Here is a 23,011-nt window from a genome sequence, read left to right as displayed (position 1 = left end):
TCAAGCGGCACAGACGCCGGCATCGACCGACCAGCCATCGGCATGGCTGCGGGCACTGGCAAGGTTGGCAGCATTGAGGACGTCACGCGTCGCCCCCCAGGCGATGGGTTCGCGCGCCAGCAGCAGGCAATCCGGGAAATGCGCCCGCACGAAGTCGAGATCGTGGAGAGCGGCGATCACTGTGCGGCCGGCCGCATGCCAGCGATCGATGAGGGCCATCAGATCCTGGATGGTGCGCTGATCGATGGCATTGAACGGCTCGTCCAGGAGAATCAACGAAGCGTCGGCGGCGATAAGGCGTGCAAACAGCACGCGCTGGAACTGGCCCACAGAAAGAGAGGCGATCGGCCGGTCATCGAGGCCGGCAAGACCCACTTCGGCCAGCGCAGCGGCAGATGCCGCACGCATCGCCGGCGTCAGGCGCCGGAAGGCACCGATGCGCCGCCAATGGCCAAGATCAACCACTTCGCAGACGGTCATGGGAAAACTGCGATCGACCTCAGTCACCTGCGGCAGGAAGGCCAAGCCGTTGCGGTCCGCAACCTCAATGGACCCGCCATTGAGCGGCAGCAGCCCGACAATGGCTTTCAAGAGCGTGCTCTTGCCGGCACCGTTGGGCCCGACCAGAGCTGTAAGGCTGCCCTTGGCAAAGGCGCCGGTCAGGTGATGGACGGCGGGATGGCGCTGATAGGCGATGGTGACGTTTGCAAGAGAGATCGCTGGGTCGGTTATCGTCGACGCATCAACATGGTGGTGGCGATGGGCGGTGTGATCGGTGTGCGGATGAGCAACTTCCATATGCCGGATCCAGGGTCAGACGAGAGCCCAGCGCAGCAACAGCATCAAGCCGCCGGCCAGGATTGCCGCCAGCATCAGGCGATGCGTCATGCTCATGCCAAAAGCCATATGCCGATCTCCAAGGACGGACGACCGCCTCGCGCGATACGTCAATACAGTTTGTTATAACATATCAAATCTCCCGAACAACTGCTTTGGCGGCCCCGTTTCCTGTCGGAACCATGCGGCAGGCCAGCACCCACGTGGATCATCTGCCTGAAATCATTACTTTAACGGATATTTATATATCAATATTCTCGTAAATATTGCAGCGCATTGATTGTAGGACTACCATGATCACTCAACCGTCTCGTTCACCAATAGCGAGACTTCAACAGAAGGAGAGAGTCATGGAAGCGTCTTGCAGCTGTGGACAGTCCTTCCACACCATTCATTGCGTCGTGCCACCCATCCTGCTGGAGAACATCGCCAAACACGGCACCGAGAAGCAGAAGGACTGGGCGCTCCGAAATCTGCAATTGTCGGGACAGTTCCGCGGCCATCGCGTGGCGGCACAGGCGATCTGGTCGATGACGCCGGCGGGAGTCAAACGCCGCACGATCTATGATGCCAAAGGCTCGGAGACATTGCCCGGCAAACTGGTCCGTGGCGAGGGCGATCCCAAGGACAAGGATGTCGCCGTCAATGAAGCCTATGACGGCAGCGGTGCCACCTATGATTTCTTCCTGAACGTCTTCAAGCGCAATTCACTCGACGATAAGGGCATGCGCCTCGATTCCACCGTCCATTACGGGGTCAATTACGACAACGCCTTTTGGAATGGGCAGCAGATGGCTTATGGCGACGGCGATGGTGAGCTGTTCAACCGCTTCACGATCTCTCTCGATGTCATCGGCCACGAACTGGCCCACGGTGTCACTGAATATGAAGCGAGCCTTGTCTATCAAGGCGAGTCCGGCGCCCTCAATGAATCCTTCTCGGACGTCATGGGGTCGATGGTGAAGCAATATAAGAAATCACAGAAGGTGGGAGCCGCCGATTGGCTGATCGGTGCCGGTCTCCTTGCCAAGGGCGTGAAAGGCGTCGCCTTGCGCTCGATGAAGGATCCCGGCACGGCCTATAACGATCCAGTGCTCGGCAAAGACCCCCAGCCCAGCCATCGCAAGAACATGTACAAGGGGACGCAGGACAATGGCGGCGTGCACATCAATTCCGGCATCCCCAACAAGGCGTTCTATCTGGCGGCGACGGCGCTGTCGCCCAACGGCTATGCCTGGAGCAAGGCCGGGGCGATCTGGTACGAAACGCTGTGCAACCGCCTGCGGCCGGATTCAGGTTTTGCAGATTGCGCAAAGCTGACGCAGCAAGTCGCCAAGGACATGTTCGGCGCGCCCGCCAAAGCGGCCGTCGCCAAGGCCTGGAAAGCGGTTGGATATTAGGCAGCGGCGCGCCTAGAGTACCAGCAGGGTCGTCATGGCGAGGTCGTTATAGCGCCGGGCGCATCGGCGGCGACCCTGTTGGAGATCGCATGTCGAACATCAAGGCACTCAAGATCGTCAGGGCCGGTGGGGTAGTCGGCGGATTTCTGCAGCACAGGCTGGATGTGGCTGCTCTCGACCAGGCTCAGTTGAAGGATGTCGCAAAACTGGTGCAGTCCCTTGCCGCCTGGAAGCCGACGCCGGCAGAGAGCCGCCCGGTCGACAAATTCGATTACATGATCCATGTGACCACCGACGCCGGCGAGTCGGCCCTGCATATCCAGGGTGCAGGGGCTGAGGCCGCCGTCAAAGCCCTGTGGGCGATGACCAAGCCAGCCGACCGAAGTTGATACCGGGCCATACGTGATCTGCGTATCCGTATATGTTTCACGTGAAACATTTCGGGAACGCTGCCCAAGACAGCGTTTGCGATGTCCATCTGTTCGTCCGGACCATTCGTCCGGGGTCCCGCCACTAGAATCGGCTGATCTGCCTAAAATATGAGCTATTCTGACAACCAACCTCATGGGTCCCAAGGTTTTTGCCAAACATTCCAGCGGCCTCTTGGCCTTGCCGGGATGGCACGCGCCTTGCTGATCTAGGGTTCAAATGGCCGTGCCGGTCCACACGGGGCGGATCCGATAAAAGCGCCACAGGGAGTTCAAATGGCCTTTGACGAGATGCGGCTGGGTGACGGCACGATCCGAGCGCCTTATCTCGAAGTGGCAAATTGGCTGCAAGGTGTTACCTCCGCCCAATTGGAGCGGCGCCGGGCCGAGGCCGAATTGTTCTACCGTCGCGGCGGCATCACCTTTGCCGTCTATGGCGACGCGCAGGGCGAAGAGCGCATCATCCCCTATGACATCATTCCGCGCATCCTGTCGGCAGCCGAATGGGCGCGATTGAAGGCCGGGCTGGAACAGCGCATCCGCACGCTCAATCTCTATCTGGCCGACATCTACGGCCCACGGGAGATTTTGAGGGCCGGCATCGTTCCCGAGGATCTGGTCTGGCGCAATCCGGCCTTCCGTCCGGAAATGGCCGGGCTCAGCGTTCCCCATGGCATCTATATCCATATCGCCGGAATCGACATCGTGCGCGTCGATGGCGATGATTTTTATGTGCTGGAGGACAACGCGCGGACGCCGTCTGGTGTTTCCTACATGCTGGGTGGCCGTGAGATTTCGATCCGGCTGATGCCGGAGCTTTACGCGGCGCACCGTGTCGCGCCGGTCGAGAACTACCCCAACGAATTGCTGGCAACCCTGCGCTCGTCCGCCCCGCGCAATGCGACCAACGACCCGACCGTCGTCCTGCTGACACCGGGCCAGTTCAACTCAGCCTATTACGAACATTCGTTCCTTGCCGACAAGATGGGCATCGAATTGGTCGAAGGCACGGATTTGTTCGTGCGCGACAGCATCGTCTTCATGCGTACCACCGAAGGTCCCAAGCGTGTCGACATCATCTATCGCCGCGTCGACGACGCCTTCATCGACCCCCTGGTGTTCGAACCGGAATCGATGCTGGGCGTCCCTGGCCTCTTTGCCGCCTATGCCGCCGGCAATGTGACGCTGGCGAATGCCCCTGGGACCGGCGCCGTCGATGACAAGGTCGTCTATTCCTATGTCCCGGACATGATCCGTTTTTACCTGGGCGAGGAACCGCTGCTGAAAAACGTCCCCACCTGGCGCTGCCGCGATCCGCAGCATCTAGCCTATGTGCTCGATCATTTGCAGGAACTGGTGGTGAAGGAAGTGCACGGCTCAGGCGGTTACGGCATGCTCGTGGGGCCCCATGCCACCGGTGCCGACATCGCACTCTTCCGTGACCGGTTGAAGGCGGATCCCACCAATTACGTGGCGCAGCCCACCCTTTCGCTCTCGACCTGCCCGGCCTTTGTCGACAATGGTATCGCCCCCCGCCATGTCGATCTGCGCCCCTTCATCCTGACCGGTGCCGATGGCATCCGCATCGTGCCCGGCGGCCTCACCCGCGTCGCCTTACGCGAAGGGTCGCTGGTGGTGAATTCCAGCCAGGGCGGCGGCACCAAAGATACCTGGATCGTGGAAGGTCCGGGGGTGGTGGAGAGCTGACATGCTGAGCCGCACCGCAGATTCACTCTTCTGGTTGTCGCGTTATGTCGAACGCGCTGACTATCTCGCCCGTGTGCTGGAGGCTGCAAGCAGGCTTTCGGCCTTGCCCAAAGCCTATGGCAGCGGTGGCAATGAATGGGAAAGTGCGCTGGCCACTGCTGGCTGCATCGATGCCTTCCATCAAGTCCACGAGACGCCCGATGCCGCCACAGTCATCGATTTCCTGGCCTTTTCCGAACAAAACCCCTCGTCGATCAGGCGCTGCCTGGAAACGGCGCGTACCAATGCTCGCGCCGTGCGGACCGCCATCACCGCCGAGATGTGGCAGGCAATCAACGGCGCCTGGCTGGAACTGCCGACCATGGCGGCGCGTGCCACCGACCCGGACAGCCTCATGGATTTTCTCGACTGGGTGAAGGAAGTCTCGCTGCGCTTCGACGGTTCCGGCTATCGCACCATGTTGCGCAACGACGCCTATTGGTTCGCGCGGCTTGGCATCTTCATCGAACGGGCCGACAATACGGCACGCATCCTCGACGTCAAATATCATGTGCTGCTGCCGGAACATGCGGCGGTTGGTGGTGGCATCGACTATTCGCAATGGGCGGCGATCCTGCGCGCCGTCTCGGCGCTGACCTCCTATCACTGGGTCTACCGGCAGGGCCTGCAGCCCTGGCTCATCGCCGACCTCCTCATCCTCAATCAGCAGATGCCGCGCTCGCTCGCCTCCTGCTATGGCGCCATCGTCGCCAATCTGGAACGGCTCTCCAGCGCCTATGGCCGGCATGGGGAAGCGCAGCGCCTGGCACGTTCAATCCATGTGCAGTTAGAGAACAGCCGCATCGACCAGATCTTCCAGGGCGGCCTCCACGAGTTCATCACCACCTTCACCACCAACAACAACAGACTCGGCGCCGCCGTGGCTGCACAATATCTGAGTTGAGGGGGTTCACCACCGATGCTGATCCATGTGCGCCACCGTACCCGTTACACTTACGATCATCCGGTGCATTCGATGATCCAGGCCCTGCGCCTGATGCCGCGCAACCATGAAGGCCAGTATGTCCGCCGCTGGCAGATCGATCTCGACCAGGAGGGGACGCTGCGCCCCGGCGAGGATTCCTTCGGCAACGTCCTTCACATGCTCTCGCTCGACGGGCCGCTTTCCAGCCTGTGCATCACGGTCGAGGGCGAGGTCGAGATGCAGGATACAAACGGCATCGTGCGCGGCGCGCTGGAAAAATTTCCAGCCGAACTCTACCTTCGCGACACGCCCCTCACCGTGGCCGACGCGGCGATCACCGATTTCGCAAAATCCGTGGCCGCCAAGGCTGGCGGCAGCGAGCTGAAGATCCTGCACGCGTTGCTGGCTGCCCTTCATGCGGACATCACCTTCGATACGACGCAGACGGACACCGCCACCCGCGCCATCGACGCCTTCCAGATGAAGCAGGGTGTCTGCCAGGATCTCAGCCACATCTTCATCAGCTGCGCCCGTGTGCTGGGCATTCCTGCCCGCTATGTCGGCGGCTATCTGATGCGCTCGGACGATGCCATTCATCAGGAAGCGGGCCATGCCTGGGCGGAAGCCCATGTGGCGGGCCTGGGCTGGATCGGCTTTGATCCAGCCAACGGCATTTGCCCGACGGAATCGCATATCCGCGTCGGGACCGGGCTTGATTATCTCGGCGCCTCCCCCATCCGCGGTGCCCGACTGGGCGGACGGGCGGAAAAGATGGAGGTCGAGGTTACGGTCGCCAATACCTATCAAAGCGACCCCGCCCACCAGACCCGCTGGAGCCAGCCGCAGGCGGCCATCGTCCAGGCAGCCCAGCAGTTCCAGGCGTAGCATAGCTCCACGATTGCCCCCAAAGACCGTCATGCCCGGACTTGATCCGGGCATCCACACTCTCATTTGCCGCAGTGGATCCCCGGGTCAAGCCCGGGGATGACACATGAGCGGGGACACCGCCAGCCGCATTGGCAGGAATCGGCCGCCGGTCTATAACGGAACCGTCCCAGCCTAGGGACCATTGGCCCCAGATCGTCGGATCGGGGGGACATCAGGGTGGTTTCGATAGAACAGAAGACGATTCCTATGACGTATTGCGTTGGATTGAAGCTGCGCGACGGGTTGGTCATGATTTCCGACACGCGCACCAATGCCGGCATCGACAACATCTCCTGCTTCCGCAAGCTGCATTTGTTCGGCGAGCCGGGAGAGCGGGCGATGGCCATTGCCAGTTCCGGCAATCTCTCCATCACCCAGTCGGTCATCAGCCTGGTGACCGAAGGTATGCCCGACCCGGAGAGCGGCCAGAAGCGGACGCTCAACAATGTGCCGAGCATGTTCAAGGCAGCGCAGCTGATTGGCGAAGCAGTGCGCGAGGTCTACCGGACCGATGGGCCCAGCCTGGAAATGCATCAATCCGCCTTCGATGTCGCCCTGCTGCTGGGTGGCCAGATCAAGGGCCGCCGCATGCGGCTCTTCATGATCTATTCCGCCGGCAATTTCATCGAAGCCACCGGCGACACGCCCTACCTGCAGATCGGCGAAACGAAATACGGCAAGCCGATCCTGGACCGGGCCGTCACCTATGAGACAGATCTTTACGAGGGGCTGAAGCTCGGCCTGCTGTCGATGGATTCGACCATGCGCTCGAACCTTGCCGTCGGCCTGCCGCTCGACATCATGGTGCAGCGCCTGGACGCCTATCGGCCGGAGCTGGTGCATCGCATCCATGCCGGCGACGCCTATTTCGAGGAACTGAGCAAACGCTGGTCGGAGGCACTTCGCGCCAGCCATCAGGCGATCGCCCAGCCACCTTACAAGGGTGTTGCCGGTGCTGCCTACACCAACCCCGACAGCCTGCTGCGTCCAGCCAAAAAGCGGCACGACGATGTGACGAAAGCTGCCGCCAAGCGCGTTGGTCCGAAACCGCGGCGGAAGTAGCGGCCAGCCTATGCCCAGGCCGTCCACTGAAGCCATTACGGCTTTCCAGCGAGCAGCCCTTTCCTTGCTGGGGCCGAAGGGTTTTCTGACAGCGCCCGCGGACCTTGAAGCTGCGCTCACCGATTGGCGCGGGCTCTATCATGGGCGCGCTTGTGGTCTCGCATTGCCCGAGAGCAGTGCCGCCTGTGCGGCCCTCATCAAGCTCACCGCCCGGCACGGTATTCCCGTGGTCCCGCAAGGTGGCAATACCGGCCTCTCGGGTGCCGCAACACCCGATACCAGTGGCGATACCGTCATCGTCAACCTGCGTCGCCTCAACAAGATCCGGGCGCTGGACACCATCAATGACACGATCATCGTCGAGGCCGGTTGCATCCTTGCGGACGTCCAGGCAGCGGCCGCCGCGGCCGACCGCCTGTTTCCATTGAGCCTCACCGCGGAAGGGTCGTGCCAGATTGGCGGCAATCTGGCCACCAATGCCGGCGGCATGAACGTGCTGAAATTCGGCAATGCCCGTGCGCTCACGCTGGGGCTGGAAGTGATACTGCCAGACGGTGAGCTGCTGGACAGTCTCACCACGCTCCATAAGGACAATACCGGCTATGATTTGAAGCAGCTCTTCATCGGATCGGAAGGGACGCTGGGGCTGATCACGGCAGCTTCGCTGAAACTCTTTCCCGCCTTCAAGAGCCGTGTCACAGCCTTGGTTGCCCTGCCTGCCCTCGACGTCGCCCCCGCTTTGCTCGCGCGCTGCCGGGCAGCAACGGCGGATCAGCTGATCAGCTTCGAGTTGCTGCCACGCTTTGGACTCGATCTCGCGCTGAAGCATTTCCAGGCGCGCAACCCGCTGGAGCATACTGCCGACTGGTCGTTGCTGATCGAAGCGGCAACGCCGGCCGCGGACTTCGACGTATCACTTGCTCTCGAACGCGCATTGGGTGAAGCCCTGGAAGCCGATGAGATCGTCGATGGGTTGATGGCAGAAAGCGAAGCTCAGCGCACGGGTCTGTGGTCATTGCGCGAAGGCATCGTCCATGCCCAGTCGCGTGAGGGCGCCAGCATCAAGCACGATATCGCCGTGCCGGTCGCCAGCGTGCCGGCCTTCGTCGCCGAGGCCTCGAAGGCGCTGGCAGCAGCGCACCCGGCCGCCCGGCTGCTGTGCTTCGGGCATCTGGGCGATGGCAATCTGCATTTCAACCTGTTGCAGCCGACGGCTGGCGATCCAGCCGTTTTTCTGACCGAGACAGGTGCCATCAACCGCCTGATCCACGACCTCGTCACCCGTTATCGCGGCTCGATCAGCGCGGAACACGGCATCGGCCAGCTGCGCCGGGACGAACTCAGGCGCCTGAAATCGCCGGTCGCTCTCGATCTCATGCGCCGCATGAAGGCCGCCATCGATCCCGAGGGGCGGTTCAATCCAGGCAAAGTGATTTAACGGCGGGCCTGGTACCGGCCGGTCATGCCCATGGCGCCAATTTGAGTTGCTGAACGGCGACTGATTTGCCCGCCTGATCCGAAACCTTGATGATGTTCCCCTTGCGATCAAAATATCGCACCGATATCTCCGCCGTCGCCGGATCGACATCAAGGCGGCAGAAATTATCCTCCTGTGTAAAGGCCCAGGCACGGTAGTGCATCTCGCCGCCTTCGAAGGGGAAGCCGTCATACTGGTCGTCCAGTTCGGAATCGTGCACGTAATTGTTGGGATCGCCATCCGCAAAGGGGAATGGCCAATAGAAGGCAGAGGACGTGATGTCGTAGGCGATCAACTTCGCCGCCTCGAGTGTCGCCTTGAAGCGCAACTGCGCGATGTTGGAACAATGAATATCGCCGGTCAGGAAGACAACATTCTGGATATTATTTTTGACGATGTGCTCGACAATGGCCTTGCGCGTCATGGGGAAAGCCGGCCAGGAATCGCTTTCTTCTCGCGATTCAATATCATCAAGGAAGAGTCGGTCGTCGATTGAGCCACCCCGCGCGCGGATGCGTTCACCCATATCGGAAGGCGCAAAGACACTGGAGGAGACAATGAATTTCGGCGCATTTCCCACGCGCGCCTTCTGCTCCGTCAGCCAGTTCAGCAATATCGCCAATTGTCCGGGGTAGGCTGGATCAATACTGGGGCGACCCAGCAAATGGTTATCGCGCAAGGTTTGCGCGTTGCTGTAATAGCGCTGGGTGCGCGCATCCAGCACGAAGAACGGATATTGCGCATAGTCGAACTGGTAGTAGAGATAGCGCCCATATGTTCTGGGGCCGTGGCTCCACTGATAGCTCATGTAAGCGCCGATCGCGAAGTTGAACAGGCTTCTGCTGTCGCTGTTCCCCATGCGATCCTGCGCCCAATTGTCCTCGATCTCATGATCGTCGAGGATCATATAGGTCGGCGCGGTTTTCAAAAGCTGGCGCATATTGGTCGAACTGAAGGCCGTCTGGTAGCGTTCCTGGAACTCCGAATATGTGTCGGCGCGTCCGACGGGAATCATGCGGTTGAGCAGGTCCGCATAGATCTGGTCTCCCGCCATGACGGTGAACCGTGCTGCCGGCATCTCGGCGGTCCCCGCGAGATGCCGCGCCATCGGCCGGAAGATCTGATCTGCTTCCTTCGTCTTCCACAGCAGGCCGGGATAGCGGCACGATCCCAGCAGGAATGCCATGGGCGCCTTGGCATCAGGTTTCGGTGACGTACGGAAAGTTACCTCACACCCTTCGGCCGGCAATTCCAAGAGACCGAATTTGATGCTGTCGATGGCCGGCAGCCTCTGGACCAGATCGAAATCGGTGACATTCTCGCTGTCGCCTAAGGGATCGTCGATCGAGAGTGTGCCAACCCGGGCTGAATATTGCGTGTCCGATTGAAGCGGCACGGGCGTATCCTGCAGTTCCGGCGGCACGTCGTTCATGTGATGGCCGAGGGCCACATCCTTGCCGAGCGTGAAGATACCTGTCCGGTCGAATTCACGGTGCAGGCGGAAATAAAATGCGTCGGCGACCGATTGCCGGTCCGGCGTCATCAGGCCGATAACGCCGATCGTGCGCCGGTTGGAATTGAATGACGTGCCTTTGTCTTCGGGATCAGCCGCCTGGACCCAGATACGGCAGCTTTCATGCGTCGTGTGGCCGATGATCGGGCCCAATCCTGGTATGCGCAGGGCAGTCATATTACACATCTCCAAAAGATTGCATGACGGTCCACCACGTTATTTATACGTGTATTCCTTTTGCGACCTTTGATCAAGTGGATATATAAAATATCAACTTTTACGTTTTACTCGAATATTCAAGCAGATAGGTCAGCCGGCCATTGCTTGCGGCAGCTGTCCGCACCTGCAATGATTCAAGAAATCGAGTCACTGCGGGGGAACGTCATGAGTGCCTATGAAGCACCGTTGAAAGAGATCCTGTTTGCCCTGGACGAGGTGGCGGGCTTGCCCGACATCGCGAAGCTACCGGGTTATGAAGAGGCTGGCGCGGACACCATCGCCGCCATTTTAGAGGCAGCCGGCACGTTCTCCGGCGAGGTGTTGGCGCCCATCAACAAGAATGGCGACAAGGGCTGCAGCCTCAAGGATGGCAAGGTCACGACAGCTGAGGGCTACCGCGATGCCTATCAGCGTTTCGTGGCCGATGGCTGGAATGCGGTTGCCTTCGATCCTGCCTTCGGCGGCCAGGGCATGCCCTGGGCGGTGACGACGGCGCTGCAGGAAATCTGGAACAGCGGCAGCGTCGCCTTCGCCGCTTGCCCGATGCTGACCCAGGCCGCGGTCGAGGCGATCTATCATCACGGCACTGAGGTGCAGAAGGCGAAGTATCTGCCCAAGATGGTCAGCGGAGAGTGGACCGGCACCATGAACTTGACCGAGGCGCAGGCCGGCACCGATCTTGGTGCCATCCGCACGCGCGCCGAGGAAGATGGGAAAGGCGCCTATCTGCTCAAGGGGCAGAAGATCTTCATCACCCATGGCGAACATGATTTCGTCGAAAACATTATCCATCTGGTATTGGCGCGTCATCCCGGCGGACCGGCCGGTCACAAGGGCCTCTCACTGTTCGTCTGTCCGAAATTCCTGGTCAATGACGATGGCAGCCTGGGTGCGCGCAACGATGTCACCTGCGTCTCGATCGAGCACAAACTGGGCCTCCACGGATCGCCCACCTGCGTCATGGCCTATGGCGACAAAGGCGGCGCGCAGGCCGAGCTGATTGGCGAAGCGCTGCAGGGCCTGCCGCACATGTTCACCATGATGAACAATGCGCGCCTCACCGTCGGCGTCCAGGGTCTGGGCATTGCCGAGCGCGCAACGCAGCATGCGGCCCATTACGCCCGCATCCGCGTGCAGTCGGCCGTGGTGGGGGCACCCACCGGCGCCGGCAACCTCCCGATCCTTCACCATGCCGATGTGCGCCGCAATCTCGCCACCATGCGGGCGCTCACGCAAGGGTCGCGGGCTCTTGCCTATTTCACAGCCGGCGCACTCGACCGGGCCAAGCATCATCCGGATGCCGATGAACGGAAGCGGCAGCAGGCGCTCCTTGATCTCATGATCCCGATCGTGAAGGCCTGGAGCACCGATAATGGTGTCCGCACCAGCTCGCTGGGCGTGCAGGTTCATGGTGGTGCCGGCTATATCGAAGAGACGGGAGCGGCGCAATTCTATCGCGATGCCCGCATCTTCCCGATCTATGAAGGCACCAATGGCATCCAGGCCATTGATCTGGTCGGCCGCAAGATCCAGCGCGACGATGGCCGCACGATGCATGATCTGATCAGCCTCATGACCGCCAATCTCAACGAGCTTGGCATCAAGGGTGAGGAACTGCCAGCCCTTCATGACCGGCTGATGCCGGCCTTGCAGCGGCTGGGGTCTGGCACCGATTACATCCTGATGGCTGGCAAGACCGATCCCAATTTGGCGCTTGCCGTGGCACAGCCTTATCTCAATTTGTGTGGGACCGTGATTGCCGGCTGGCTACTGGCGAAATCGGCGCTGGCGGCATCGCGGCGCCTGGAGGCCGGCGATAGCGATGTCGGTTTCATGAAAGCCAAGATCGCCATGGCCTGCTTCTATGCCGACAATATCCTCGCTGAGAGTGCCGGACACCTGTCGCAGATCACGAATGGTGCCAAGAGCCTGCTCGCCATCGATCCGGAGAGTTTGTAAGGATTGCGATACAAGCTCGCCATTTTCGACTTCGACGGAACGCTGGCCGATAGCGTCGGCTGGTTCATCCCCGTTCTCAACGAGCTGGCGCCACGCCACGGCTTCCGCAGCGTGAACGCGGCCGAAATAGAGGATTTGCGGCATTGCGACAACCGCGAGATCATGCGGCGCCTTGGCGTCCCCATGTGGAAGCTGCCACGCATTGCCGATGAGGTACGAGCGCGGATGGCGCGAGATGCCGACCAGATTCAGCTGTTCGAGGGCATGGCGGCGCTGCTCGAAACTCTGCATCGCGCCAAGGTCATCTGCGCCATCGTCAGCTCGAATGCAGAGGCCAATGTGCGCAAGATCCTAGGTCCCGACAGCATCGCCGCCGTCACGCATTTTGATTGCGGCGCCAGCTTGTTCGGCAAGGATAAGAAATTCCGCCGGACCATCAAGAGGGCCGGCGTTCCTCCCGACCAGACGATCTGCATTGGCGATGAGCAACGCGACGTCGAGGCTGCCCATTCAGCGGGCGCCGCCTCCGGCATCGTGATGTGGGGCTATGCCAGCCCCAGCCTGTCGGCTCGTTGTGGCGCGACACTCACCTTCGAGAAGCCGCAAGACATCGCACGAGCGCTCCTGCCCGCGTGAGTGTTCGCACTACTTCCCTTCCAGCACCAGCAGATCCGCTGGCGAGAAGGTGACGGTCGCCTGCGCGCCGCGTTCCGGCGGGGTGACGCCGGGATTGTTGAACGTATCCAGCGACAGCAGATTGTCGCCGAGGCGCACCTTGATGCGGATGACGGACCCGAGGAAGGCCACGTCTTCGATGGTGCCCTGCAGGCGGTTGCGCTCGGCACGATCTGCCATGTTGGTGGTGGCACCCTGGCCACCGAAGCCTTCCAGGCGCGCCGCTTCCGGCCGCAAGGAGACGGCGCAAGTGTCACCCGCCGTGGCTCCCGGGAAACCGCGGCCGGCCACGATCTTCTGCCCGCCGACCTCAAGCACGCCGCTCGCCGCATCGACCACCTTGCCGCTCAGCACGCTCAGCGTTCCCACGAAGGATGCGACGAAGCGTGTCTTGGGCTGGTTGTAGATCTCGAAAGGAGCGCCCACCTGGTCGACGCGACCCTCGTTCATGACCACGATGCGGTCCGACATGGAAAGGGCCTCTTCCTGGTCGTGGGTCACATAGATGGTGGTAATGCCGAGCTTGCGCTGCAGGTTGCGGATTTCTTCGCGCAGGGAAACGCGGATCTTGGCGTCGAGGGCCGAGAGCGGCTCGTCGAGCAACAAAACTTGCGGTTTCACGGCAAGCGCACGGGCTAGCGCCACGCGCTGCTGCTGTCCACCGGAGAGCTGGTAGGGATAGCGGGTAGCGAGATGCGGCAGCTTGATGATGTTCAGCATTTCCTCGACACGCGGCGCGATCTGGGCCGCCGACCATTTGGCGACCTTGAGGCCGAAGGCGACATTTTCCGCCACCGTCATGTTGGGAAAGAGCGCGTAGGATTGGAACACCATGCCGACATTGCGCTGGTTGGGCCGCAAATGCGTGATGTCCTTGCCGTCGATGCGGATCGTGCCGGCAGTCGGCAATTCGAAGCCCGCGACCATGCGCAAGGTCGTGGTTTTGCCGCAGCCCGATGGCCCCAGGAACGACACGAATTCGCCGCGCTCGATGGCGAGGTCGACATTCTGCACCACGACATTCTGCGCAAAGGCCTTGCGGACCTGGCTGATTTCGAGAAACGCCATACTCATACCCTCTTGATACAAGCGCCGGTCACGGCGCGTGTTTGATCTGTTTGGCGCGGCCAAAGACATTGATGAGCCCCATGCACGCCCAAGTAAGGACGAAGGCCATCACCGCCAAGGCCGACGGTTCGTAGGCGCGGTTGGCGCCGATAAGCTGCAGATAGGGACCGAAGGCCGGCCGGTTGAGGAGGCTCGCCATGGTGAACTCGCCGATCACGATGGCAAAGGTCAGGAAGGCACCAGAGAGGATCGCGGTGCGCACATTGGGCAGGATCACCTTGAACAGGATCGTGGCCCATCCGGCACCGAGATTTTCCGCAGCTTCGGTCAGCGTGCGCACATCGATGGCGCGCAACCCCGTATCGACTGCGCGGTACATGTAGGGCAGCGCCAGCGTGACATAGGAGAAGGTCAGCAACACGTTGGTTGACCAGATCTCCGCGGTGAGGGGCAGGAAGGACGAGCTGTTATAGAGCCGCAGATAGCCGAACACGATGACGATGGCCGGAATGACCAGCGGCAGCAGCGTGATGAATTCGATGAGCGGCCGCAGCTTGCGCAATCGCAGCTGCACCCAATAGGCCGTCGGCACCACAAGCAGGACCCCAACGACGATCGTGGCCAGGGCCAGCAGCGTCGAATAGAGAAAGGATTCCTGGAACGCCGAATCGGCAAAGACCGAGCGATAGGCATCGAGACTGTATTCGCCGCGCCGCATGCGCAGTGAGAATTCAAAGGTCCCGGCCAGCGGCACGACGAAATAGAGCGTGCCGATGATGAGGGCGATCCAGGATCCGAGACGGGATTGCTTCATCGCAGCCACCTTTCGCTGCGACCGCGCAGCCAGATATAGGCCCCGTTGGTGAGCCCGGTAATGAAGATCATCCCCAGCGCCAGCGCGTAGCCGAGATTGGGGTTATGCAGCACATCGCCGCGGATCTGCGCATAGAGCAGGATGGTAATGATGTTGAGCGAGCTGCCGGTGAGCGCATAGGCCGTGGCGATGGCACCGAACGCATTGGCAAACAACAGCAGGGTGCAACCCAACACACTCGGCCACAGGATCGGAAAGGCGACATGCAGCCAATATTGGAGTGCACTCGCCCCCAGGATCTCCGACGCCTCGCGCCATTCCCGCTTCAGCCCGTCGAGGGCCGGGGTCAGGATGAGCACCATGAGCGGGATCTGGAAATAGAGATAGGTGAGCGTCAGGCCCCAGAAGCTCAGGAGGTTGAAGCCGGTCGAATAGATGTTGAAATCGAATAATTGTATCAGCAGGACAGTCACCAGACCGGTACGGCCCAGCGTGGCCAGGAAGGCAAAGGCGAGCGGCAGGCCGGCAAAATTCGAGGCAACACCGGAGAAGGTCATCAGGGTCGGGCGGATCCAGGCGGGCAGCCCACCCATGACAACGGCGTAGGCGAGGCCAAAGCCGATGACCGCACCGACGATCGCCGACGCGCTGCTGACCTTGATGCTGATCCAATAGGCGCTGAGGATCGACGGATTGAACAGGTCGATGATGTTCTGGAAGGTGAAATTGCCTTCCGGGTCCTGGAAGCCACCGACGATCAGGTAAAGGGTCGGCAGAATGAGGAACATGAGGGCGAAAATCAGGAAGGGTGCCACCCCCACCCAGGCCCAGGCAGATTGGGCAAACTGCGCCCGAGACGCAGCAGCTGCCGGCGCCGGTATTGTTTCTTGAGACTGTGCCATTTTCCCCGATGTGGCCAAAGTGCGCGTGCGGGCAAGTACGCTCCCCCGAACGACCCTAGATGAAGCCTATACTCTGAAAACAAGGGCCGCGCCAGCGTCCGGGAAACCAAAATCCGACGCTGGCACGGCCTTAACTATTTAATCTTTACTGGACGTTGGCGCCGACGACGGCATCCCAATTCTTGGTGATGACTTCCTTGGCGGCCGCCTGCTCGTCAAGCGTCGGAAAGACGGCACGGGCGTAGGCATCGGCCGGCGGCAGCTTCGCCAGGAGGTCCTGCGGCACCTTGCCATTCTTCACCAGATCGTTGAATCGGATCGGATGGCAATAGCCCTTGAGCCAGCCGATCTGGCCTTCGTCCGAATAAAGATATTCCATCCACAGCTTGGCAGCATTGGGATGCGGCGCGTAGGCGCTGATCGCCTGGACGTAAACGCCAGCCACGACATCGCCTTCCGGCACAATCACATCGACCGGCGGGTTGCCTTTCAACGTGTCGCGGTCGGCGAGAGCCAGATAGTCCCAGCGCACGATGATCGGGGTCGAGCCCTGCGCGAGGCTGTTCGCCTTGGCGCTCACGGGCACGAAATTGCCGATCTTGTTGAGCTCGGCAAAGAATTTGAGACCAGCTTCACCGGCCGCTTCGCCGGCCTTGGCGCCGGTCGACATGCCGGCGCCATGGACCGAGATGATCGAGGCGTTCGAGGTGCGCGGATCCCCCGAGAGGGCGACCGAATTGGCATATTCCGGCTTCATCAGGTCAGCCCAGCTCTTGGGCACGTTCTTGACGATATCGCTGTTCACTTCGAAGGACAGCACGCCGTAATAGTCGCCGTACCAGTGACCATCGGCATCCTTGGCACTGTCGGGGATCGAATCCCAGGTCGAGACCTTGTACGGCTGGATAAGGCCTTCGGCCTTCGAGGACGGGCCGAAGGAGAGACCCACATCGATGACGTCGGGCGATTGTGGGCCCTTATTGTCTTTGTTMGCCTTGATCGCCTCGATCTCGTCGCCGGAACCGGCATCGGGATTGAGCTCGTTGACCTTCAGGCCGTATTTCGCCTTGAAGCCCGCGATGAGATCGCCGTAGCCACACCAATCATGGGGCAGCGCGATCGTGGTGAGTTCGCCTTCGGCCTGCGCGGCCTTGACCAAATCGTCAATCGAGCCGGCGGTGGCGAAGCTGGTCATGAGCGCGGTCGTCGACATGAGAGTCGCGAGCGATAGCGCAGCGGTGCGCGTAGCGGATGTCATAAATTTCTCCCGAGGTCCATTGGAGTGCCAAGCAGGTTCTGCGCGACGGTTCGCCGGGCCGATTGCACATGACGCGCAACCAATTTACGGCAACCTTCACAGCCCGCGGTGAGGCTTAGACCACAGCGTCGATGACGGTTTCATGAGACCGGCATGTCAGTTTTGCGACGCAACAAGCGGGAGGTCGGAAAGGCGCGCGGGGCAATTGCTCAGATGCCGGCGCGGCCTGTCAGATCAATCGTGGCAGCGTTTACTGAACGTTGGCGCCGACGACCGTATCCCACTGCTTGGTGATCACTTCCTTCGCGGCACTCTGCTCGTCGAGCGTCGGGAAGATCGCCTTGGCGTAGGAATCAGCCGGCGGCAACTTGTCGAGGAGATCCTGCGGCACCACACCACGCTTCACCATGTCGTTGAAGCGGATCGGGTGGCAATAGCCCTTCAGCCAACCGAGCTGGCCTTCGTCGGAATAGAGATATTCCATCCACAGCTTGGCAGCGTTCGGGTGCGGCGCGTAGGCGCTGATCGCCTGCACGTAGACACCGGCAAGAACGGTGCTGGTCGGCACAACGACGGCAACCTTGGGGTTGTCCTTCAAGGTGTCACGATCGGCGAGCGCCAGATAGTCCCAGCGGACGATGATCGGGGTCGAACCCTGGGCGAGGCTGGCAGCCTTGCCGATGACCGGCACGAAGTTGCCAGCCTTGTTGAGGTCGGCGAAGAACTTCAGACCAGCATCACCAGCAGCCTGGCCGGCAGCAGCGCCGGTCGACATGCCAGCACCATGAACGCCAATGATGGCGGCGTTCGAAGCGCGCGGATCGCCAGCAAGGGCCACTGAGTTGGCATATTCCGGCTTCAGAAGATCGGCCCAATCCTTGGGCACGTTCTTGACGATATCGGCATTCACTTCGAAGGAGAGAACGCCGTAATAGTCACCATACCAGTGACCGTCGGCATCCTTGGCGCTGTCGGGGATCGAATCCCAGGTTGCGACCTTGTACGGCTGAATGAGACCTTCAGCCTTCGAGGACGGACCGAAGGAGAGGCCGACATCGACCACGTCTGGTGCCTGCGGGCCCTTATTGTCTTTGTTAGCCTTGATCGCCTCGATCTCGTCGCCCGAACCCGCATCCGGGTTGAGCTCGTTGATCTTCAGGCCGTACTTTGCCTTGAAGCCTTCGATGAGACCGCCGTAACCGCACCAATCATGGGGCAGCGCGATCGTGGTGAGTTCGCCTTCCGCCTTGGCGGCGGCGATGAGTGCATCGAGATTGGCAGCCGGCGCCGCGGGCGCGGTGGCTACGGCATTCGTTGCCGGCGCGGCTTCCGTGGCGGCAGGGGCAGCGGCTTGTTCAGCCGGCTTTTTGTTCTGCACCACGTAATACGCAATGGCGGCAGCCGCGATAATCGCGATGACGATAAGCGCTTTCTTCATGAGAATACCTTTGCGGAGTTGTTTCGCCAGATCACCGACATGTCAAACCATCGACATAGCGGGGAGGCGAGTTTTTTGATTGTAGAAAATTAACAAACACGTCACTTGACAGCCAATCAGTGTGATTGCGCCACCCATCTTTGTCAAGGTTAGGCGGCCCGATCGGCCTGTTGCCAACGTGTTGTACCTGTGCGCAGCCGCGTCGCGGTCACACGCCAGAAAGTGCCGCGCTGCGACCGGAACCGGTCGCTCTGCTTAAAGCATGCGAGCCATGACAGTTTCATGAAACGCCCCAAATCAAATCACGGAGAGAGCGCCAGATCGATTTTGCGGCGCAGCGCGACAGGCAACCAATTCCTAACGCGACTTGGCGGCCAAGCGGCGGCGGGTCTAGGATGCCGCCCGATTCGTCCTGCTGCAGCCCTGATAGAGGAAGGCCCTTCATGACCGCGCCGCGCAAAGTCCTGTTCATTTCCGCCGACCAATGGCGCGGTGAGTGCTTGTCGGCTTTAGGCCATCCGACCGTTAAAACACCGCATCTTGACGCTCTCATCGCCGATTCGGTGCTGTTCAAGCGGCATTATACGGTCGTGGCACCCTGTGGTCCGGCCCGTGCCAGCCTGAATACAGGTCTCTATCTGATGAACCACCGGTCCGGCCGGAACGGCACGCCGCTGGATGCGAGGCACACCAACGTGGCCTTGGAGGCACGCAAGATCGGGCTCGACCCTACGCTGCTTGGCTACACAGATACCAGCGCCGATCCGCGCGGCCGCCATCCCAGCGATCCGGCACTTAAGACCTATGAAGGGCCGCTCCCCGGCTACAAGCCGACCCTTCTCTTCCCGGAATATATGGCCGCCTGGATGAACGACCTTAAGTCCAAGGGCTATAAATTCGAGGGGCGCCACGACGTCTATCAGCCCAAGCCCGGTTTCAAGAAGCCGGCAGACCGCGGCCATCGCTACATCCCGACCCTGTTCTCGGCCGAAGATAGCGACACCAATTTCATGGCCAACCGGGTCATCGACTGGCTGGGCGACCGCCGCCACGACGATTGGTTCCTGCATTGTGTGTTCCTGCGCCCGCACCCGCCAGTGATCACACCCGAACCCTATAATGCGATCTACGACCCAGCCGAGGTCCCCTTCCCCAAGCGCAAGATGACGCCGGAGGAAGAAGCCAAGCAGCACCCTCACCTCAAGACCCTGATCGAGAAATTCGGCAAGCCGAATTCCTATGAAGAACACAACCCCAACAATCTGGTGACCATGCCGGATCTGGAACTTCGCCAGATGCGGGCTTGCTATTACGGCATGATGAACGAGGTCGACGATGCAGTCGGCCGCATCGTGGCGCATCTCAAGGCCACCGGCGAATACGACCACACGCTGATCATCTTCACCTGCGACCATGGCGAGATGGGCGGCGACCATTACTGCTGGGGCAAGGAAACCTATTTCGACCAGAGCTTCTTCATTCCGCTGATCATCCGCGATCCGCGCGACCTCGCCGATGGCACACGCGGCACCATGGTCGATGCATTTACGGAATCAGTCGACGTCATGCCGACCATTCTTGATTGGCTGGGTGCCGAGGTGCCGGCACAGTGCGATGGCCGCTCCCTCACCGGCTTCCTCACCGGCGAAGCGCCTGCCCGCTGGCGGGAGGAGGCGCATATGGAATTGGACTTCCGCTCCGGTCCCTATGGTGGCATCGACGCGGAACGCGCCTTCGGTATCGAGACCCATGAGTGCCAGATGGCGATCCTGCGCGGCCGGCGCTGGAAATATGTGCATTTTGCCGCCCTGCCACCGCTGCTGTTCGATCTGGAGAACGATCCCGATGAGATGAACGATCTTTCAAAGGACCCGCAACACGCCGGCATCATGCTGGAAATGGCGCAGAAGATGCTCTCCTGGCGCCTGAAGCATCAGGAGCATGTGCTGAGCGATCTCCACAATGGCCCGAACGGGGTTGAAGACCGCGGCAGGAAGCGAGCGTGAGAGATCCAGGCTGAACCACCCCCGCCCAGGCCCTCCCCCAAAACAGAGAGGGGGAAGAGTAAAGCGAGATTGAACTATCTGTCTCGATCCAAAAGCCCTCTCCCTTTAGGGGGAGGGTTGGGCGGGGGCTCTTCTCAGAACGGTGTCGGATCGACGAACCGCTTCACGACATTCTCAGTCAAGCGGCTGACATTGTTCTTGTAGCCATCATGCGCCAGCGATCCGCCATAGGAGATCGAGCCGGTCGAGAAGACGGCGCCGCCATTGGGCGTTTCGAAAAACATCATGTCGCAGCGGATGCGCGGGTTGGTGTCGCCGTTGACGGCCGAATGAGTGTGGTTCATTTCCTCGTTCACCCAATGATAGGTGTCGGGGAAATCCGTGGCCGCCGCAACGATCAGCGCATGGGGCGGGGTGCCAAGGCGTGCATCGGCGCGATCGATTTCCCAGCCGGCGGCACCGCCACCCACTGTGCCGAAATCACCAATCACCTCATCGGCCCCAATCCCTTCGAACATGAAGCCGACGCGCACATCCTGGCTTTCCGGCGTGCGGTGATAAGGGACGGCTTCAACGAAGCCCTGTGCGGCGAAGGCATTGCCGACCAGCATGTTGGGCGGGCGGCCATTCCGGGCCCACAGGCCCGACATTTCGCCGGTGAAGCTCATGAAATACTCGCCGGATTCCGAGAACCAGGCGCGCATACCGTCTTCGGCGCGGCGGTGCTCGATCACACCCGGCATGCCGGCATGATAAGCGATGCGCCAATAGAAACCGTTGGCGCCCATATACATCAGCCGGCCGCCGCCGTTGGTGAAAGCCTGCAGCGCGTCCAGCATCGCCTTGGAATAATATTCGGGATGCGTGCCAGTCATGACGCAGCGATAGGGCCGCAGGCACTCGACACCTTCGGCATGAAGATCGTCATCGGTGATGACGTCATAGGGGATCTTCTTCTTCTCCAGCCAGTCGATGAGATGCGTGTCGGCGTTGAACTGCCACAGATCGGTCTTCGGCCGCATGTTGAGGATGGGCCGCAGATGCGAGGAATAGCAGACACCGCTGCCGTCATTATGTTCGTCATAGACCGAGAGGCCGAAAGTCTCATGCTCCTCGAGATACTGGTCGACCGCGTTCATGGTGGCGAACTTGCCGCTGGCGAGTTCGTCGAACCACCAGCTCGACACCATCTGCTGGTTGGCATAGGCAAGATAACTCGCCGTCGGCACCAGGAAGGCCAGGGGCGCCGTCGCTGTCCCGCGCACCGGACGCACGAAGAAAGGGACATAATCCTCGATCTTCCCGCCATCTGCGCTTTTCTGCCAGATATGAGCGCAATAGACGCCTGATTTGAGATCGTCGGGCACCGTCAGTGTGAAATCGGTGCGCCAGCCGCAATCGTAGAGATCATCATCGTGGAAATGGATGGCGCCGTAATGATCAGGCTTCGACTGCCAGTTGAAGTCCGAGGAATCCCAGTTCCAGCCGGTCATGGCCCGGGTTGGCAGGTTGATGGCACGGCCATGATAGCGATTGCCGGAGACGTCGGTCACCTTGACCGTCGACATGCCGCGCGAAAAATCCCAGGCCGCAACGACATATTGCGCAAGGTCGACATCCAGCGGCAATTCGCGCAGGCGTTCGACTTCGGCCGGCTTCAAGGCACGGGAGGAGACCCGGGGACTGTCGATCTTGCCGTTGAAATGGGCTGCCGGGAATTTGTCGTTGTTCCAGGCGCTGATCAGGAACCGGCCGCCCTCACCAAAGGACTCGGTCAGCATCTCAGTCTGGCTGACCGCATTTGGGCTACCGTGATAGGTAAGCATCATGTTCTGGCCGATGGTAACGCGGCCGGTGCCGGAATCGAAGATGGCGTAGACTTCGTACCAGTGGCGGCCGAGCAGCTTGACGCCGGTCGAAACCGGCGCGTTGCTGCCGGCGCGGAAGGCAAGGCAGCCTGCCTCGTCAATATAGAGCGCATAGCCCGACTGGCTGGCAGCGTCGTAATTGCCGAGGATCGCCTGCGGCTTGCCGTTACCCGGCAAGGTCGGCCAGATCATTGCCTGCACGGTGAAATTGAGGAGATCGAAAGGCTGACGGGCGGTCACCCAGATATAGGAGCCAGCCATGATGGGCTGCTGGCGTGCTGGATAGGTGCCGTCGATCTCGCTATCGATGTTCTTCGCCTTGAAGCCAGGGCCATCGGGCGAATCGTCGCCACAAATGAGGCGAATGAGCCGCGCCTTGAACTTTCCGGGCAAGGGCGCGCTGACCTTGAAATTGACCGCGTCGCCAGGCACGGCGCTCAGGCGGTCGGTATAACCGAGGATACGTTCACTCATGATATTTGCTGTCTC

The 23,011-nt window shown here is 60.7% G+C and carries 18 protein-coding genes; 10 read left to right on the top strand and 8 right to left on the bottom strand.

Features of this window, described 5'->3' with window-relative positions:
• Complete coding sequence (locus tag AC1DWZ_RS08975; RefSeq protein WP_477168540.1) at positions 1–798, bottom strand: metal ABC transporter ATP-binding protein; 798 nt, start codon at positions 796–798, stop codon at positions 1–3.
• A gap of 389 nt (positions 799–1,187) precedes the next feature.
• Here AC1DWZ_RS08975 and AC1DWZ_RS08970 point away from each other — a divergent pair, with 389 nt between their 5' ends.
• The 7 genes from AC1DWZ_RS08970 (at position 1,188) to AC1DWZ_RS08940 (ending at position 8,763) form a co-directional block, all read left to right on the top strand.
• Positions 1,188–2,237 (top strand): M4 family metallopeptidase, encoded by a 1,050-nt coding sequence (locus AC1DWZ_RS08970; protein ID WP_477168539.1) that lies wholly within the window; start codon positions 1,188–1,190, stop codon positions 2,235–2,237.
• Between the two features lie 89 nt (positions 2,238–2,326).
• Positions 2,327–2,626 (top strand): protealysin inhibitor emfourin, encoded by a 300-nt coding sequence (locus tag AC1DWZ_RS08965; RefSeq protein WP_477168538.1) that lies wholly within the window; start codon positions 2,327–2,329, stop codon positions 2,624–2,626.
• A gap of 315 nt (positions 2,627–2,941) precedes the next feature.
• Positions 2,942–4,372: a circularly permuted type 2 ATP-grasp protein gene (locus tag AC1DWZ_RS08960; RefSeq protein ID WP_477168537.1), complete on the top strand. Its 1,431-nt coding sequence runs from the start codon at positions 2,942–2,944 to the stop codon at positions 4,370–4,372.
• A gap of 1 nt (position 4,373) precedes the next feature.
• Positions 4,374–5,315, top strand: a complete 942-nt coding sequence (locus tag AC1DWZ_RS08955) for an alpha-E domain-containing protein (protein WP_477168536.1) — start codon at positions 4,374–4,376, stop codon at positions 5,313–5,315.
• A 15-nt stretch (positions 5,316–5,330) separates the two neighbouring features.
• Positions 5,331–6,221 carry a transglutaminase family protein gene (locus AC1DWZ_RS08950; RefSeq protein WP_477168535.1) on the top strand — a complete coding sequence of 297 codons (891 nt, stop codon included), beginning with the start codon at positions 5,331–5,333 and terminating at the stop codon, positions 6,219–6,221.
• A gap of 249 nt (positions 6,222–6,470) precedes the next feature.
• Complete coding sequence (locus AC1DWZ_RS08945; protein WP_477168534.1) at positions 6,471–7,325, top strand: proteasome-type protease; 855 nt, start codon at positions 6,471–6,473, stop codon at positions 7,323–7,325.
• 10 nt (positions 7,326–7,335) lie between these two features.
• Entirely contained in the window at positions 7,336–8,763 is a 1,428-nt protein-coding gene (locus AC1DWZ_RS08940; RefSeq protein ID WP_477168533.1) for an FAD-binding oxidoreductase, read from the top strand.
• Between the two features lie 22 nt (positions 8,764–8,785).
• On the opposite strand, the gene AC1DWZ_RS08935 is transcribed toward AC1DWZ_RS08940, so the two are convergent.
• Positions 8,786–10,492 (bottom strand): alkaline phosphatase D family protein, encoded by a 1,707-nt coding sequence (locus tag AC1DWZ_RS08935; protein WP_477168532.1) that lies wholly within the window; start codon positions 10,490–10,492, stop codon positions 8,786–8,788.
• 207 nt (positions 10,493–10,699) lie between these two features.
• Between AC1DWZ_RS08935 and AC1DWZ_RS08930 the strand changes: the two genes are divergently transcribed.
• Entirely contained in the window at positions 10,700–12,493 is a 1,794-nt protein-coding gene (locus tag AC1DWZ_RS08930) for an acyl-CoA dehydrogenase (protein WP_477168531.1), read from the top strand.
• Between the two features lie 3 nt (positions 12,494–12,496).
• Positions 12,497–13,129: an HAD hydrolase-like protein gene (locus AC1DWZ_RS08925; protein WP_477168530.1), complete on the top strand. Its 633-nt coding sequence runs from the start codon at positions 12,497–12,499 to the stop codon at positions 13,127–13,129.
• A gap of 9 nt (positions 13,130–13,138) precedes the next feature.
• Here AC1DWZ_RS08925 and AC1DWZ_RS08920 read toward each other — a convergent pair whose 3' ends face one another.
• The 5 genes from AC1DWZ_RS08920 to AC1DWZ_RS08900 form a co-directional block, all read right to left on the bottom strand.
• Entirely contained in the window at positions 13,139–14,236 is a 1,098-nt protein-coding gene (locus AC1DWZ_RS08920; protein WP_477168529.1) for an ABC transporter ATP-binding protein, read from the bottom strand.
• A 28-nt stretch (positions 14,237–14,264) separates the two neighbouring features.
• A complete protein-coding gene (locus AC1DWZ_RS08915; RefSeq protein ID WP_477168528.1) occupies positions 14,265–15,050 on the bottom strand; it encodes an ABC transporter permease in 786 nt (261 codons plus the stop codon).
• Positions 15,047–15,952, bottom strand: a complete 906-nt coding sequence (locus AC1DWZ_RS08910; RefSeq protein ID WP_477168527.1) for an ABC transporter permease — start codon at positions 15,950–15,952, stop codon at positions 15,047–15,049. Before AC1DWZ_RS08910 ends, AC1DWZ_RS08915 begins: the two co-directional genes overlap by 4 nt.
• A gap of 145 nt (positions 15,953–16,097) precedes the next feature.
• Positions 16,098–17,210 carry an ABC transporter substrate-binding protein gene (locus tag AC1DWZ_RS08905; RefSeq protein WP_477168526.1) on the bottom strand — a complete coding sequence of 371 codons (1,113 nt, stop codon included), beginning with the start codon at positions 17,208–17,210 and terminating at the stop codon, positions 16,098–16,100.
• Between the two features lie 250 nt (positions 17,211–17,460).
• Complete coding sequence (locus tag AC1DWZ_RS08900; RefSeq protein ID WP_477168525.1) at positions 17,461–18,648, bottom strand: ABC transporter substrate-binding protein; 1,188 nt, start codon at positions 18,646–18,648, stop codon at positions 17,461–17,463.
• A gap of 443 nt (positions 18,649–19,091) precedes the next feature.
• Between AC1DWZ_RS08900 and AC1DWZ_RS08895 the strand changes: the two genes are divergently transcribed.
• A complete protein-coding gene (locus AC1DWZ_RS08895) occupies positions 19,092–20,654 on the top strand; it encodes an alkaline phosphatase family protein (RefSeq protein ID WP_477168524.1) in 1,563 nt (520 codons plus the stop codon).
• Positions 20,655–20,788: 134 nt separating this feature from the next.
• On the opposite strand, the gene AC1DWZ_RS08890 is transcribed toward AC1DWZ_RS08895, so the two are convergent.
• Positions 20,789–22,996, bottom strand: coding sequence for a N,N-dimethylformamidase beta subunit family domain-containing protein (locus AC1DWZ_RS08890; RefSeq protein ID WP_477168523.1), 2,208 nt, complete (start codon positions 22,994–22,996; stop codon positions 20,789–20,791).
• Between the last annotated feature and the right edge of the window lie 15 nt (positions 22,997–23,011).

It is taken from the genome of Dongia sp. P2_B8 (assembly GCF_056404715.1).
The sequence above is the reverse complement of the archived record's forward strand: the minus strand, read 5'-3'. Positions and strand labels throughout refer to the sequence as shown.